Origin of the sequence: Tunturiibacter empetritectus (assembly GCF_014201375.1) — a bacterium.
GTDB classification, from domain to species: domain Bacteria; phylum Acidobacteriota; class Terriglobia; order Terriglobales; family Acidobacteriaceae; genus Edaphobacter; species Edaphobacter lichenicola_D.
Genome location: NZ_JACHDZ010000005.1, coordinates 273,697 through 287,396, shown reverse-complemented (window position 1 = coordinate 287,396; position 13,700 = coordinate 273,697). Strand labels below are relative to the sequence as shown.

At 61.0% G+C, this 13,700-nt stretch carries 13 protein-coding genes; 5 read left to right on the top strand and 8 right to left on the bottom strand.

Annotation, left to right across the window (positions count from 1 at the left end):
- Positions 1-87: 87 nt before the first annotated feature.
- Positions 88-1,710: a 2,3-bisphosphoglycerate-independent phosphoglycerate mutase gene (gene gpmI, locus HDF10_RS15865; protein ID WP_183815029.1), complete on the bottom strand. Its 1,623-nt coding sequence runs from the start codon at positions 1,708-1,710 to the stop codon at positions 88-90.
- A gap of 212 nt (positions 1,711-1,922) precedes the next feature.
- On the opposite strand from gpmI, the gene HDF10_RS15860 reads away from it, so the two are divergent.
- The 3 genes from HDF10_RS15860 to HDF10_RS15850 all read left to right on the top strand — a co-directional run bounded on the left by HDF10_RS15860 (position 1,923) and on the right by HDF10_RS15850 (position 3,455).
- Positions 1,923-2,723, top strand: coding sequence for a PP2C family protein-serine/threonine phosphatase (locus HDF10_RS15860; protein WP_183815027.1), 801 nt, complete (start codon positions 1,923-1,925; stop codon positions 2,721-2,723).
- A gap of 129 nt (positions 2,724-2,852) precedes the next feature.
- Complete coding sequence (locus tag HDF10_RS15855; protein WP_183815025.1) at positions 2,853-3,071, top strand: hypothetical protein; 219 nt, start codon at positions 2,853-2,855, stop codon at positions 3,069-3,071.
- 174 nt (positions 3,072-3,245) lie between these two features.
- A complete protein-coding gene (locus tag HDF10_RS15850) occupies positions 3,246-3,455 on the top strand; it encodes a hypothetical protein (RefSeq protein WP_183815023.1) in 210 nt (69 codons plus the stop codon).
- A gap of 349 nt (positions 3,456-3,804) precedes the next feature.
- Here HDF10_RS15850 and HDF10_RS15845 read toward each other — a convergent pair whose 3' ends face one another.
- Positions 3,805-4,503: an SIR2 family NAD-dependent protein deacylase gene (locus tag HDF10_RS15845; protein WP_183815022.1), complete on the bottom strand. Its 699-nt coding sequence runs from the start codon at positions 4,501-4,503 to the stop codon at positions 3,805-3,807.
- A gap of 218 nt (positions 4,504-4,721) precedes the next feature.
- Complete coding sequence (gene eno / locus HDF10_RS15840) at positions 4,722-6,014, bottom strand: phosphopyruvate hydratase (protein ID WP_183815020.1); 1,293 nt, start codon at positions 6,012-6,014, stop codon at positions 4,722-4,724.
- Between the two features lie 376 nt (positions 6,015-6,390).
- On the opposite strand from eno, the gene HDF10_RS15835 reads away from it, so the two are divergent.
- Together HDF10_RS15835 and HDF10_RS15830 are read left to right on the top strand one after the other, a co-directional pair.
- Positions 6,391-7,302 (top strand): hypothetical protein, encoded by a 912-nt coding sequence (locus HDF10_RS15835; protein WP_183815018.1) that lies wholly within the window; start codon positions 6,391-6,393, stop codon positions 7,300-7,302.
- Between the two features lie 174 nt (positions 7,303-7,476).
- A complete protein-coding gene (locus tag HDF10_RS15830; RefSeq protein WP_183815016.1) occupies positions 7,477-7,785 on the top strand; it encodes a hypothetical protein in 309 nt (102 codons plus the stop codon).
- A gap of 337 nt (positions 7,786-8,122) precedes the next feature.
- Here the strand turns inward: HDF10_RS15830 and HDF10_RS15825 are convergent, their stop codons facing one another.
- The 5 genes from HDF10_RS15825 to HDF10_RS15805 form a co-directional block, all read right to left on the bottom strand.
- A complete protein-coding gene (locus tag HDF10_RS15825) occupies positions 8,123-8,644 on the bottom strand; it encodes an isoprenylcysteine carboxylmethyltransferase family protein (protein WP_183815014.1) in 522 nt (173 codons plus the stop codon).
- A 314-nt stretch (positions 8,645-8,958) separates the two neighbouring features.
- A complete protein-coding gene (locus HDF10_RS15820; RefSeq protein WP_183815012.1) occupies positions 8,959-11,457 on the bottom strand; it encodes a serine/threonine-protein kinase in 2,499 nt (832 codons plus the stop codon).
- Between the two features lie 65 nt (positions 11,458-11,522).
- Entirely contained in the window at positions 11,523-12,749 is a 1,227-nt protein-coding gene (locus HDF10_RS15815; RefSeq protein ID WP_183815011.1) for an MFS transporter, read from the bottom strand.
- A gap of 117 nt (positions 12,750-12,866) precedes the next feature.
- Positions 12,867-13,358, bottom strand: a complete 492-nt coding sequence (locus tag HDF10_RS15810) for a YcxB family protein (RefSeq protein WP_183815009.1) — start codon at positions 13,356-13,358, stop codon at positions 12,867-12,869.
- Complete coding sequence (locus HDF10_RS15805) at positions 13,358-13,612, bottom strand: hypothetical protein (protein ID WP_183815007.1); 255 nt, start codon at positions 13,610-13,612, stop codon at positions 13,358-13,360. Before HDF10_RS15805 ends, HDF10_RS15810 begins: the two co-directional genes overlap by 1 nt.
- Positions 13,613-13,700 lie beyond the last annotated feature (88 nt).

Genomic DNA, 13,700 nt, shown 5'->3' with positions numbered 1-13,700 from the left:
TGCGCGGGAGGCGGTCACTTCGTGACTTGTGTACCTAGTTGTGGTTGGGGAAGGATGCTGGTCCTCCCTTTGGTCGGATGAAAATTCTTATTCGTTATTGGGTTTTGTGCGGAGGTTGCCGCCGGTCATTTGGTTGGGTTGGTCTACGTTTAGCAACGACAGGATGGTAGGGGAGATGTCGCGCAGGCTGCCGCCTTCGCGGAGGGTTGGCTTGTTGCCTTCTTCGGTGATGTAGAGGAAGGGGACGGGGTTGGTGGTGTGGGCGGTGTGGGGGCCGCCGGTGGTGGGGTCGATGAGCATCTCAGCGTTTCCGTGGTCGGCGGTGACGAGAAGCGAGCCACCGCGCTGTTTGATGGCTTGATAGATGCGGCCTAGTTGCGTGTCTACGGTTTCGACGGCGCGGATGGTGGGCTCCATCATGCCGGAGTGGCCGACCATGTCGGCGTTGGCGAAGTTGACGATGATGACGTCGAAGGCGGTGTCGTTGACGGCTTTTACGACGGCGTCGGCGATGCCTGCGGCGGACATCTCGGGGGCGAGGTCGTACGTGGCTACCTTTTGTGAGTCGATGAGGGCGCGGTCTTCGCCGGGGAAGGGCTTTTCGATGCCGCCGTTGAAGAAGTAGGTGACGTGGGCGTACTTTTCCGTCTCGGCGACGCGGAGATTGCGGAGGTTGGCCTGGGACATGAGGTTGGCGAGGAGGTTGTCCATCGATTCGGCGGGGATGACGATGGGGAGTTTGAAGTTTTTGTCGTACTGGGTCATGCAGACGTAGTGGAGGTTGGCGGGGATGAGGTCGAGGGGGATCTCGGCGTCGAGTTCGACGGCTTTGGGGAGTTGGTGGCCCTGGCTGCCTACGGGGTCTGCGGTGAGGCCGGACTTGCGGGTGAGGACGCGGGTGATCTGACGGACACGATCGGCGCGGTAGTTGAAGTTGATGACGACGTCTTCGTCGCGGATGAGGGCGATTGGGTTGCCGTCGGAGTTGGTGCAGGTGAAGGGTGGTATGAACTCGTCGGTGATGCCGTTGTTGTAGAGGGCTTTAATTCGGAGGAGGGGGTCGGCGTAGGTGCCCCCTTCGGGGTGGCCGGTGACGAGGGCGTCGAAGGCCTGGTGCTCCTTCTCCCAGCGGCAGTCGCGGTCCATGGCGTAGTAGCGGCCGCTGACGGAGGCGATGTGGCCGGTGCCGGCTTCGCGGAGGGTTTGCTGGAGTAGTTCGAGGTAGCCGAGGCCGCTGGTGGGCATGGTGTCGCGGCCGTCCATGAAGGCGTGGATGTAGACGCGGGTGAGCTTGTGCTGGGCGGCCATGCGGATGAGGGCGTCGAGGTGGCGTTGGTGGGAGTGAACGCCGCCGTCGGAGAGGAGGCCGAGGAGGTGGAGTGCTCTTCCCTTCTGGGCTGCGAGTTCGTAGGCGCGGACGAGAGTGGGGTCGGTGTAGAGGGTTCCGTCGAGGATGGCGGTGTCGATGCGGGTCATGTCCATGTGGACGATGCGGCCTGCGCCGAGGTTGAGGTGGCCGACTTCGCTGTTGCCCATCTGGCCGTCGGGGAGGCCGACGAAGTGTTCGCTGGCGCGGAGGAGGGTGTTGGGGTAGTTGCGGAGGAGTGCGTCGTAGGTGGGCTTGCGGGCCTGGGCGATGGCGTTGCCGTGGGTCTCGGCGCGGTAACCCCATCCGTCGAGGATGGTGAGGACTACTGGTGCTTTGGGCATGATGGGCTTTGTCTCTCGCGGATGGTTGTGGGTTCGAGGCTCGTGGTCAGGATATCAACAAAGCATGGATGTTGATTCGCGGAGAATCTTCGCGGACGAGTCTTCTCTTCGCGGACGAGTCTTCGGATATTCTTTTGCTGACTTCTTTCGGTAGGCTTGTGGGTAACGCTCGGGGTTACAATCGCGGAGACGTTTAGTTGGGTGGATATGCGATGAAGTCGTCTCAACCGGATTTGGCAGCGACGGACCGAAGTCCGCGGCGAATGGAGCTGCCGGGGCTGCAGGGTGTTGATCTGCACGCGGAGTATCACTCGGTGCGGACGGGTGGAGACTTCTTCGATGCGGTGGACCTGGGCACGCATGTGATCTTTCTGCTGACGGATATTGCCGGGACCAAGGAGGCGACGCAACCGATTGCGGCCGAGGTTCAGAAGATCTTTCGCGGGAGCGCTGCGGAGCTGCTGGGGCCGGCGGGCACGAACGTGATGGATGCTACGGCCCAGCTGGCGCAGGCGGTAAACCACGAGTTGATTCGGGCTGCGAAGGGGGTTCGTTTTGCGCCTACGTTTCTGGGTTGCTACGATCTTGCGCTGGGCATTCTTGCGTATGTGAACGCGGGTGGGCTGACGGCTGTGTTTCATGATCCGGAGGGCGCACGAATTCTGACGAGCGCCTCGGTGCCGCTGGGTTTGTTTACGCACCTGACGCATGAGCCTTCGATGCAGGCGTTTGAGCCGGGGGCGAAGCTGCTGCTGGTGACTAAGGGCGTGATGGAGACGCGGCATGGACGGACGCACTTTGGCGTGGAGCGTTTGATTCCGCTTATGCAGGATGCGGCGCCCGGGTTTGCGACGCAGTCGGCGACGGAGCTTTGCCGGGCGGCGTTGAAGGCGGCTGAGGAGTTCAAACAGGTTCCCTGGTACAGCAGGCTGAATCCCTTTGGACATGGGCAGGAGGACGAGGATCTGACTGCGCTTGCGCTGGTGAGGCATGGAAGGGATTCGGTTGTTTAGATCATTTTCGCTGCTGCTGCGAACTGGAAGACTCCTGCCAGGGAGAGAGCGAGATGCGGGGGTTTCTCCACTGCGCCGCGCGATAAGACCGCGCGGCTTCGGTCGAAATGACGCATCAAGTTGATGGAAATGTTTGGACGCACGGGTTTTTGGCGCACGATGGCTGACGGTGGCGTGAACGGCGGGGAGAACGAGGTGCGTGGGGGGTTCAGCGGAGGCTTCGGAGATCGCGGCGGCTTCGCGCTGTTCGAGAGCGTCGGCCGAGTCCTTTTCGAGGAGTTGTTCGAGGAGAGCGGCGACTGGGCTGCGACGGGAGTTGGTCTGTCCGGCCTCGGAGCGTGGAGCTAGCGGACCTAAGGTGGGGTCGAGGATGAGCTCTTCGACGGTGTCGGCTGCGGGTGTGGGTGAGGATTCGCGGGGCAGGTTGAGGCTTGCGATCTGGAGGCCGTAGAGCAGGAGTCCGGCGCGGCGGAAGTCGAGGTCGTTGGAGGCTATGCGCTGGAGGACCTGGCCGATGGAGGATTGGATGGCGGAGCGGTCCTCGGGCAGGGGCAGATCGAAGGCGGAGCGGCGGGAGCGGCGGCGGGCTCCGGTGACGGGCTTGCGGGTGGTGTGGTGGTAGTAGCAGAGCTCTTCGCCGCGGAGGCATGGGCTGCCGCAGCGATGGCCGTCGGTGAAGATGTGGCGGCATTGGTAGCGCTTGGGTTGGATGTTGTTTGGGTTGGTGACTAGCTGGTGCGTGATTGCGTGGTGCATTGTGTTCCCTCCCCCACTGGGTGAAAAGTGTGCAAAGTCTTCGAAAGAAACGGCATAGGTCTGGACCTTGTGGTGTCCTTGGTATGGTTTCGGGTTTAATTTAAATAGAAGAACCCGGCTTGCGCCGGGCTCCCTTTTGCTTCTTCTTCTATTTTAGCGGATTGGGTGGGGTGTATACGCCACGCGAATCTCCTTTGTTGGCGCGGGTTTGGGGTGGTTGGGGGCTTGACAAGATTTTTTTGGGATGCGGCTTTGTCCTGCCGGACGGGCCCGCTGCGCGCGGGGCGCGATCTGCCATCGAGGCTGACGCGCCTTCGGCGCCTTTCTAGGGGACCAGGGAGGGGAGGAGTTCGGTGGCGGTGCCGAGGAGGATCTCGTCGAAGGCTTCGTGGTTGAGTGGTGCTTCGGGGCCGATGTAGATGGTATGGGTGCGCTGCTGGTTGGCGATATGGACGAGCCCGGCGGCGGGATAGACGGAGCCGGAGGTGCCTACTACAAGGAGGACGGTTGCCCGGTTGAGTTTGTCGTAGATGGCGTCCATGTCGAGTGGGATCTCTCCGAACCAGACGATGTGCGGGCGGATGGGGGCGCTGCACTGGGTGCAGATGGGGAGGGTGGCGGCGGTCTCGTAGAGGGCGGTGTCGGGGAAGGGCTGGTTGCAGCGGGTGCAGCGGGATTGGAAGAGGTTGCCGTGCATGTGGTGGATGCGCTGGGAGCCGGCGCGCTCGTGGAGCTCGTCGACGTTTTGGGTGCAGAGGTAGAAGCGGTCTCCTAGTTGGTGCTCGATTTGGGCCAGGGCGAGGTGCGCCGCGTTGGGCTGGGCGGTGGAAGCGTTGCGGCGGCGCTGGGAGTAGAAGTTCCAGACGAGGGCGGGGTCGGCGGCCCAGGCTTCGGGGGTGGCGACCTGCTCGACGCGATAGCCGTTCCAGAGGCCGCCGGAGCCGCGGAAGGTGGCGAGGCCGCTCTCGGCGGAGATGCCGGCTCCGGTTAGGACGAAGAGATGGTCTTGTTCGGTTAGGCGCATTTCGGTTGGATGCTTGTGTCCTGCCGAACGGGCCCGCTGCGCGCGGGGCGATCACTTCGTGATGGGTATACCTTGTCTCGCTACAACATGCTGCGCCGGTCCTCCCGTTGGTCGGAATCCTCTTCCATCGCGACCAACGGGAGCGCCAACCGAAGGGGTACACAAGTCACGAAGTGACCGCGCGCCGCGCAGGCGGCCCGTCCGGCAGGATAGTGCGGTTATTCGCCGAAGTTGACGGATTCTATGCCGAGGAATTCGGCGGATTGGCCTAGCTCTTCTTCGATGCGGAGGAGCTGGTTGTACTTGGCGATGCGGTCGGTGCGCGAGGCACTGCCGGTTTTGATCTGGCCGGCGCCGGTGCCTACGGCGAGATCGGCGATGAAGGTGTCTTCGGTCTCGCCGCTGCGGTGGGAGATGATGCTGGTGTAGCCGAAGCGACGAGCGAGCTCGATGGCTTCGAGGGTCTCGGTGACCGTGCCGATCTGGTTGACCTTGATGAGGATGGAGTTGGCGACTTTTTGTTCAATTCCCTGCTGAAGGCGCTGGGTATTGGTGACGAAGAGGTCGTCGCCTACGAGCTGGACCTTGTCGCCGAGGACTTTGGTGAGGTGCGCCCAGCCTGCCCAGTCGTCTTCGGCAAGGCCGTCTTCGATGGAGATGATGGGGTACTTGTTGACCCAGTTCTCCCAGAAGGCGGTCATCTCTTCGGAGGAGAGACTGCGCTTGTCGGATTTCTTGAAGACGTACTTGGCTGTCTCTTTATCAAAAAACTCGCTGGAGGCGGGGTCGAGGGCGATGGAGATGTCTTCGCCTGGAGTGTAACCGGCTAGCTGGATGGCTTCGAGGATGAGGTCGAGGGCTTCGTCGTTGGATTTGAGCGAGGGGGCGAATCCGCCTTCGTCGCCTACGGCGGTGTTGTAGCCCTTCTTTTTGAGGACGCCTTTGAGGGTATGGAAGACTTCGGTGCCCCAGCGGAGGGCGTCGGAGAATGTCTCGGCACCGGTGGGCATGACCATGAACTCCTGGAAGTCGACGTTGGAGTCGGCGTGCGAGCCACCGTTGAGAATGTTCATCATGGGCGTGGGGAGGAGGCAGGCGTTGACTCCGCCGAGGTAGCGGTAGAGGGGGAGTTTGAGGGCTTCGGCGCTTGCGCGAGCGACCGCCATGGAGACTGCGAGGATGGCGTTGGCGCCGAGTTTGGATTTGTTCTCGGTGCCGTCGATGTTGATCATGGTCGCGTCGATGAGGCGTTGGTTGCTGGCGTCCATGCCGGTGAGTTCGGGACCGAGGATGGTTTCAACGTTTTCTACGGCCTGGAGGACGCCTTTGCCGAGGTAGTGCTCTTTGTCTCCGTCGCGGAGTTCTACGGCTTCGTGCTCGCCGGTGGAGGCTCCGCTGGGAACGGCTGCGCGGCCTTTGGCTCCGCTGTCGAGGAGGACATCGGCCTCGACGGTGGGATTACCGCGGGAGTCCAGAATTTCGCGTGCGTGGATAGAGACGATCTCGGTCATGTTGCTCCTGTTGGTAGGTAATGCGGAATGTTGGGCTACGACGCGGTGGTTCAAGCGTTCGTTTAACTTTGGGCGACGGTCGACCGGGAGGGCGCTGCCACCTGCGAGGGTGATGGACTCGACAAGCTTTTGGTCGGATGGGCTCACCTGTCGGATTTTAGCAAAGGAGACGCGGGGGATGCCGCAACGTCCAATGAATCTGCACGACGGAATGAGACGTTGAAGGGCTTATTAGCAGGGTCGATTCCGGGGTAAGGAATTTGTTCCCTAGAAGCGTTGGGAGTTTTATTCTTTGGAGTGATACGAGCGCTGAAGAGTTCAGTGCTCTGGTTGGGTCTAAGAATTTTTCACCGAGAATTTTCACCGAGGTATCGCCATGAAGATGCACATCACTACCGCCGCTCTCGTTCTTGCCGCTGTGCCCGCGTTCTCTCAAAGCGCTATGACGGGAGTCTCTCATCCTGACTCTGCTGTGATCTCGAGTACAGACGATGCGGTGCAGCCTACAGCGAAGCCGAGTGCTGATGTACCCGCGGTTGTGCCTGCGTCGCCTGCAGTGACGTATGGGCCCTATGTTCCCTACGGGGGCTCGGCGGTCGCGGGTTCGAGCATGATGTCGGCTGAACCTTCGGCTGATGATCCGGATGCGATGGTTGTGACGAGTGTGCCGGAGCGTAATGGGACGCTGCGGGAAGGGACTCTGCTGAAGACGCAGATCAAAGAGACGCTGGCTACGGATAAGACGGTTGAGGGCAGCAGATTTTCGGCGACCGTTACGGAGGCTATCGAGAGGAATGGACGAGTGATCATTCCCGTTGGTTCGGTTCTTGAGGGGCGAGTGACGGAGGTTCGCGGCGGACGGCGGATTACGGGTGCGGCGATGATGCACCTGGAGACCAGCAACGTTACTCTGCCGGATGGGACGCACTACATCATTCATGCGCAGTTGATCGATACTGGCAAGAGTGAGTTCAACGTGGATCGCGAAGGGACGTTGAAGCGGAAGGATCATGCGAAGGAGACGCTGGCGATCGTGGGCGGCGTGACTGGTGCGGGTGCGGTGTCGGGCGCGATGATTGGCGGCGGCGTTGGAGCTGTGGTCGGCGCGGGAATCGGTGCGGGAGTAAGCACGGTGATGTGGCTGAAACAGGATCGTCAGGCTACGCTGCCTAAGGATGAGCTGCTGGTGTTTAGTCTGACTACGCCTATGATCTTGACTCCGCTGAGTGGTTCGCCGGTGAGCAGCTTGAATACTGGTGGGGTTAGTGCGGTGGGGGCTACTCAGTAGCTTCGGTTGCAACTAACCGTTGTACTGATACCGCTCTTGTAGCGACTGGTCATCGATACTTGCGGTGCTGGGAGTGTTGTGTCGTTTTGCGACACGGTCTGACACAATCTGACACAAAGAGATGTTCTTCAACTGGCCTGCCGATCTTACTGTTTGTGTAAGAAAGGACATCCTATGGCTGTTTCCATCTCTGGCTCTTTATCGTCTCAATCGACCGTTGCTCCTCCCTCTCCCGCTGAATCGACCCCGACGGAGGTCGTTCATAGGCCCGTTTCGGCAATCGGCGACACGGTTAAACTATCGCAGGCTGCGCAGGTTCACCAGCTGAAGCAGCAGGGACAGGCGCTCTCTCAGATTGCTTCGAACCTCGGGATCCCGGTAGCGACGGTCGATGGCTATCTGGGTGTGACCGTAGCCAAAGCCGCTTTGGTTGCACCTGCGGGCTCAACGGTAAAAGCGGCTCCAGTACCGACCAAGGGGTAGTGGGTTCAGCTCGTTTGTAGAAACCGACTTCGGGCAGGATCGTTGCGTCCAGAGGGTCGCTGTGGTGAGCAGCTCGGATGCGGTGTGGAGTGGCGCAGTAGAGGAGGCTTCTCTGCCTACTGGGTTTGGGTTTGCTATGGGAAGGGCTCCTGACGGAGCTCTTTTCTTTGTTGGTGTGACAGGTGGTGACAGCGAGCTGTCAGGTCCGCGTTGATATGCGGTGGTTGGCGGTCTTGGAGGTAAAGACGAAATGCGGGGTCTCTCTCCACTGCGTTGCGCGATACGACTGCGCGACTTCGGTCGAGATGACGAATCATGAGGGAACAAGAGAAGCGGTTTAGTAGGCTGCGAAGGTTGCTTTCATGGCGCGCTCCTCTTGACGAATGCGGTTCGCGAACAGGATGAGAACAACAGGCAGACCGACTACGAGCGTGTCATAGGCGTGAAGCACGAGGGCGACACCTACCAGTTCCGGAATTGCGTTCAAAAAGTAGTTGGGGTGCCGGATCAGACGCAAGAACGGATGAAGCACGAGGGAGTGATCCCGGGCGATGAGGAGTTTGACAGTCCAGAAGCGGCCGAGAAGGCGGATGACCGCGAGGATGGCGATGAAGCTGATGCCGTAGAGTATGAATCCGATGGCAGAGATGATGTCGAAGGGGGCGTTGCGGATCGCTCCTTCGATAGCCGCAGCGATGAGATAGCTGGTGTAGGCGACGGTGAGAATCTTGGAGTTGAGTGCGCCGTATTCGATGGCGCCGTCTTTTCGCAGGCCTCGCTCGTGGCGTATCGAGATGGTTAGGGTTGCGAGACGAAATAGAAACACGAATAAGACGAAGGCAAAGGCTGCGGGGTTCATGTCTGTAAGGATGCTCTAGTGTGGCTGCGCACTGGTTCAACTAACTGTTGACGGTTGAGTCGAGACGAAATACAGGGATCTCTCCGCTGCGTCGCGCGATACAACTGCGGGACTTCGGTCGAGACGACGAGGTGCCAGGACCGGCAGTGTTGCAAATCCTGCCTTACCGCTCCCGCCGTTGAGCCGCTTTTGGCTGCCTGTTAGAGCGTTTCGCTTTGATTTGGTTACAAGGACAAAAGCAAGGGCGTGCTGCGCGCACGGCGCGATCTGCCATCGCAGGCTGACGCGCCTTCGGCGCCTTTGATCTGCGCCTGCTAGTTGCTGACCTGGGCCAGGAGGCGCTTCCAGTTTTTCTGGTTGCGACGATAGCTTTTTTTGAGGTCTTCGAGGATTCGCTCGAAGTCGGCGTGGCCGCTTAGTTTGCGCCAGGCTGGGTTTTTGCTGAACCAGGGATAGTTTTCGTTGCCTAAGTAGATGGCTCGGCGCAGCCAATGGAGGGCTTCGGACTCGTCGCCTTCTAACGCGAAGTAGGTGGCGAGGCGGTAGGCCATCTCGCTGTCGGCTTCGGCGGCGGAGAGAGTTTCGTCGACGATGAAGGTGGCGGCCTTTTGGCGTTCGCCGAGCTGGACGTAGCAGAGGGCGATGGTGGGGAAGACGATGCGGAGAGAGGTGTCGTCGCGGATGACTTTTTCGAGCGTCTCGATGGCTTTGGGAAGATCGCCGGTGCGCATCTGCTGGTAGCCGAGGGAGATCCTAAGGAGAGGCTGACGCGGTTCGAGGGTCAGGCCTTTTTCTATTTCGTCGGCGGCCAGCTCCATCTGGTTTTGATACTGGTAGACGCGGGCGCGATGGTTGTAGATCATGGCGGCGTTCGAGGGGTTCATGCGGAGCGAGGCGTTGAACTGCTCGAGGGCCTCGTCGTACATGCCATCGATGCGGAGGGTCTGGCCGGCGACGAGGCGGACGTTCCAGTCGTTGCCGGCGGTCTGGAGAAGGTTTTCGATGCCGTGGCGCGCAGACTCTTTTTCACCGCGCGAGAGGAGCATATAGACGCGGTAGAGGTTGGCTTCGACGGAGCCGGGGTCTAGCTGGAGGGCCTTGTCGAAGGCGCGGCGGGCTTCGAGGACGTGCATCTGGCCGCCGAGGCCGTGGCGAACGTACTGAAGATGGGTGACGCCAAGGCCGGACCAGGCGGGCGAGTATTTTTCATCCTGACTGACCACTGAGGTGAAGAGCTCGCAGGCGCGGTTGAGGTCGTCGCGGCTGCCGGTGCGGGTCATAAAGGAGGAGAGGACGGCGCGGGCCTGGAGGTACTGCTCGGAGAGGGCCTGGTTGAGAGAGCGCGCGGGTGGTGTGCCGGAGCGATTGGTCTCGTGAGGGGCGAGGTCGCCGAAGCCCTGGAGGGTGCTGAAGACTTCGTTGCAGATCTCGGCCTGGACGGAGACGAGGTCAAAGGAGGCTACGTTGATGGAGCCGCCGGCGCGGACGCTTTGGTTGGGGACGTCGAGGAGCTGCCAGTTGAGGTCGAAGCCTTTGTCCGAGCGGAGGAAGTTGCCGGCGAGGACGTAGTTGACGAGGAGCTTTTTTCCGATGCTGAGGGGGTCGAGCTGCTGGGTGGGGATGTTCATGAAGGAGCTGGAGGGGCGGACGACGAGGGTGGACATGCGGGTGAGGCGGGTGGCGATGGCGTCGGCGAGGGCGTAGCCGTAGAGGGGGGCTACGTCGGCTGGGCCGAAGTTGACGAAGGGGAGGACGACGATGCTGTTCTGGTTGCTGGTGGAGGAGGTGCCGGACTCGCGGAAGCGCTCGGCGAGCATGGAGAGGATGCCGGTGGTGCGTTTTTCTTCGTCGGGGGTGTCGAGGGGGAGGCGGCCCTGATTGGGGCGGAGGGAGATGTTGTCGCCGGGAAGGAGGACGGAGTCGAGTTGCATGGCTCGCATGATGGTCTTGAGGGCGTCGCGGACCTCGGCTGCGGAGCCGAAGCGGGCGGAGGGTTGCTTTTCGAGGCAGCGGAGGATGACGGACTCGAGCTCGACGGGGAGGTCGGGGGCGATGTCGCGGATGGAGGGCGGGTCGGCGAACTGGATGGCGCGGATGGACTGGAACTCGGGGGCGTCGGGTCGGTGGAAGGGGTGGCGGCCGGTGGCGAGCTCGTAGAGGATGAGGCCGAGGGCGAAGATGTCGGACTGGACGCTGGACTGGCCGGTGACGAACTGCTCGGGCGCCATGTAGGCGATGGTGCCGCCGCGTGCTGTGTAGGTGGCTCCCGCAACGGGGGTGCGTTTGTTGACGGGGCCGCCGGGGTCGAACTCGGTCTGGTCGGGGCGGAGGCGGCGGGCAAGGCCGAAGTCGAGGATTTTGATGAGGCCGCCGTCGGTGAGCATGACGTTGGCGGGTTTGAGGTCGCGGTGGAAGATGCCGAGATTGTGGGCGGCGGAGAGGCCGTCGGCGGTCTGGATGCCGGCGGAGAGGACGAGCTGGAGGCTGGCGGGGCCTTCGGCGATGAGCTTGTCGAGGGATTTGCCGGGGATGTATTGCATGACGATGTAGGCTTCTTCCCCGCTGCCGTTCTCTTCGGGGGCTTCGCCGACGTCGTAGATGGCGCAGACGTTGGGGTGGTCGATGGCGGAGGCGAGGCGGGCTTCGCGGAGTTGGGTGGCGCGCATCTGCTCGATGGTGAGGTTGCCGCGCTTGAGGAGTTTGAGCACGACGGGGCGCTGGAGGAGGGTGTCGTTGGCGAGGTAGACGACGCCGCTGCCGCCTGTGCCGATCTTGCGGACGAACTCGTACTGCTTGATCTCGCGGCGCTTCATGGATTGATTATCGCAAGGGGCGAGGTGTGGATGGTTTAGGGAGGGTCATTTGTGGGGAGGTGCCTTTACTTGCGCTTTCTGGCTGGCTCCAGATTTGGAAGGAGCCAGGTGAGGAGGCCGATGGCGGGCAGGTACGCGCAGAGCTGATAGACGTGGGTGATGCTGGTGGCGTCGGCTACTTTGCCGAGAACGGCGGCGCCGATGCCTCCCATGCCGAAGGCGAAGCCGAAGAAGAGGCCGGAGATCATGCCGACACGGCCGGGGACGAGCTCTTGTGCGTAGACGAGGATGGCGGAGAAGGCGGAGGCGAGGACGAAGCCGATGATGACGCTGAGGAGGGCGGTCCACAATAGATTGGCGTGGGGCAGGATGAGGGTGAAGGGCAGGACGCCGAGGATGCTGACCCAGATAACGTACTTGCGACCGTAGCGATCGCCTATGGGTCCGCCGATGAGGGTTCCGGCGGCGACTGCGGCGAGGAAGAGGAAGAGCAGCTCCTGCGAGGTGCGGACGGAGACCTGGAAGCGGTTGATGAGGTAGAAGGTGTAGTAGCTGGTGAGGCTGGCGAGGTAGAAGTACTTGGAGAAGATGAGTGCGATGAGGACCGCGATGGCTCCGATGACTTTGCCGCGGGAGAGATGGGTGTGGGGCGTGGCTTCTTGGCGCTTGTTGGCTGCGGCGTTGGTGTGGGTGGTGCGATACCAGCGGCCGACCCAGATGAGGATGCAGATGGCGAGGAGGGCGGGGATGGCGAACCAGGCCATGCCGATCTGTCCGCGAGGCAGGACGATGAAGGCTGCGAGGAGTGGGCCGATGGCGGAGCCGGCGTTTCCGCCGACCTGGAAGAAGGACTGCGCGAAGCCGTGACGACCGCCCGATGCCATGCGCGCGATGCGGGAGGACTCGGGATGAAAGATGGCGGAGCCGATGCCGACGAGGGAGGCCGCAAAGATGAGCCATCCGAAGGTGGGTGCCACGGCAAGGAGGAGCAAGCCGGCGAGGGTGAAGGTCATGCCGATGGGCAGAGCGAAGGGGCGGGGAGTGCGGTCTCCCAGATGGCCGATGACGGGCTGAAGGAGCGAGGCGGTGATCTGGAAGGTGAGGGTGAGGATGCCGATCTGGGTGAAGTTGAGATGGAAGGAGCTTTTGAGGATGGGGTAGATGGAGGGGAGGAGGGACTGCACCATGTCGTTGAGGAGATGGCAGAAGCTGGCGGCGGCGAGGACGCGGAGGAGGGTCCGGGAGGGAGAGGATGCGGGGAGTGGGGTGGCTATGGTGGAGGTCTGACCCATGGATTCAAGGGTAACGTGTCCGGGCGGGCATACGGGTATAGATTTTTTCTATGACGCCGGTGAGGACTAATGGATTGATTATCGCAAGCGGGGAGGGTGTGGATGGTTTAGGGAGGGTTATTTGTGCGGGAGGTGATTTTGTAGGATAGTGCGGAGTTCGTCGATTTGAAGTGCGGAGAGTTCGCCCTTTGGGATTGGAATAAAGAGTGCGGTGCCTTGCTGACGCAAGAGAAAAGTATGTTTATCTTCTGTGAACGATGAGTAGGCTGACCATGCGTATTTCGAATCTATGTTAGGGGCTGCAACTTCAATGGAGTCTTCGTTGATATCGATCTTCCAAATACCCTTCAGCAGTGGATTCTTGCGTGATTGAAGGCGCCACAGCAGATTGGGTAACAACGGGAACAACACGAGCAAGCAGCCCGATATTCCAAGAGACGGCACACCTGAAAAGTCATCATAGGCAAAGGCTGTTCGTAACCCAGCAAAGATGAAGTAGAGGCCCACGGCAGGAAAGATGTAGAGGGCATAGCGCGCGAATTTCTTTCGTTGCGAGAGGCTTGCAGCCTGATAGAAGTCTTTCGGGGTAAGTTGATATTCAATGTGCATTAGTGGCGGGGGGTGGTGGGTTTTTCCCAGGGGCGGGGGTTGACTGGGTCGTCCTGCCATTTTTGGCGGCGGCCTACGAAGTACATGATGGCTCCGAAGAGGAACATGAGGAGGCCCCAGGTTAGGTTGAGGTTGATGCCCATGGATTTCTCGTAGATGTCGGCGCTGTGGCGGGTGAGGAGGCCGTAGACGCTCATGAGGCCGCCGATGAGCAGGAAGATGAGGCCGAGGGGGATGCGGATGTCTAGTCCCAAGAGGTGTCCTTTGCTGTTGTTGGTTTCATTATGCACTGAAGTGGAGCAGGGATTTGGAGTCAATCCCACAAAGGTGGTGGTCCGTTAC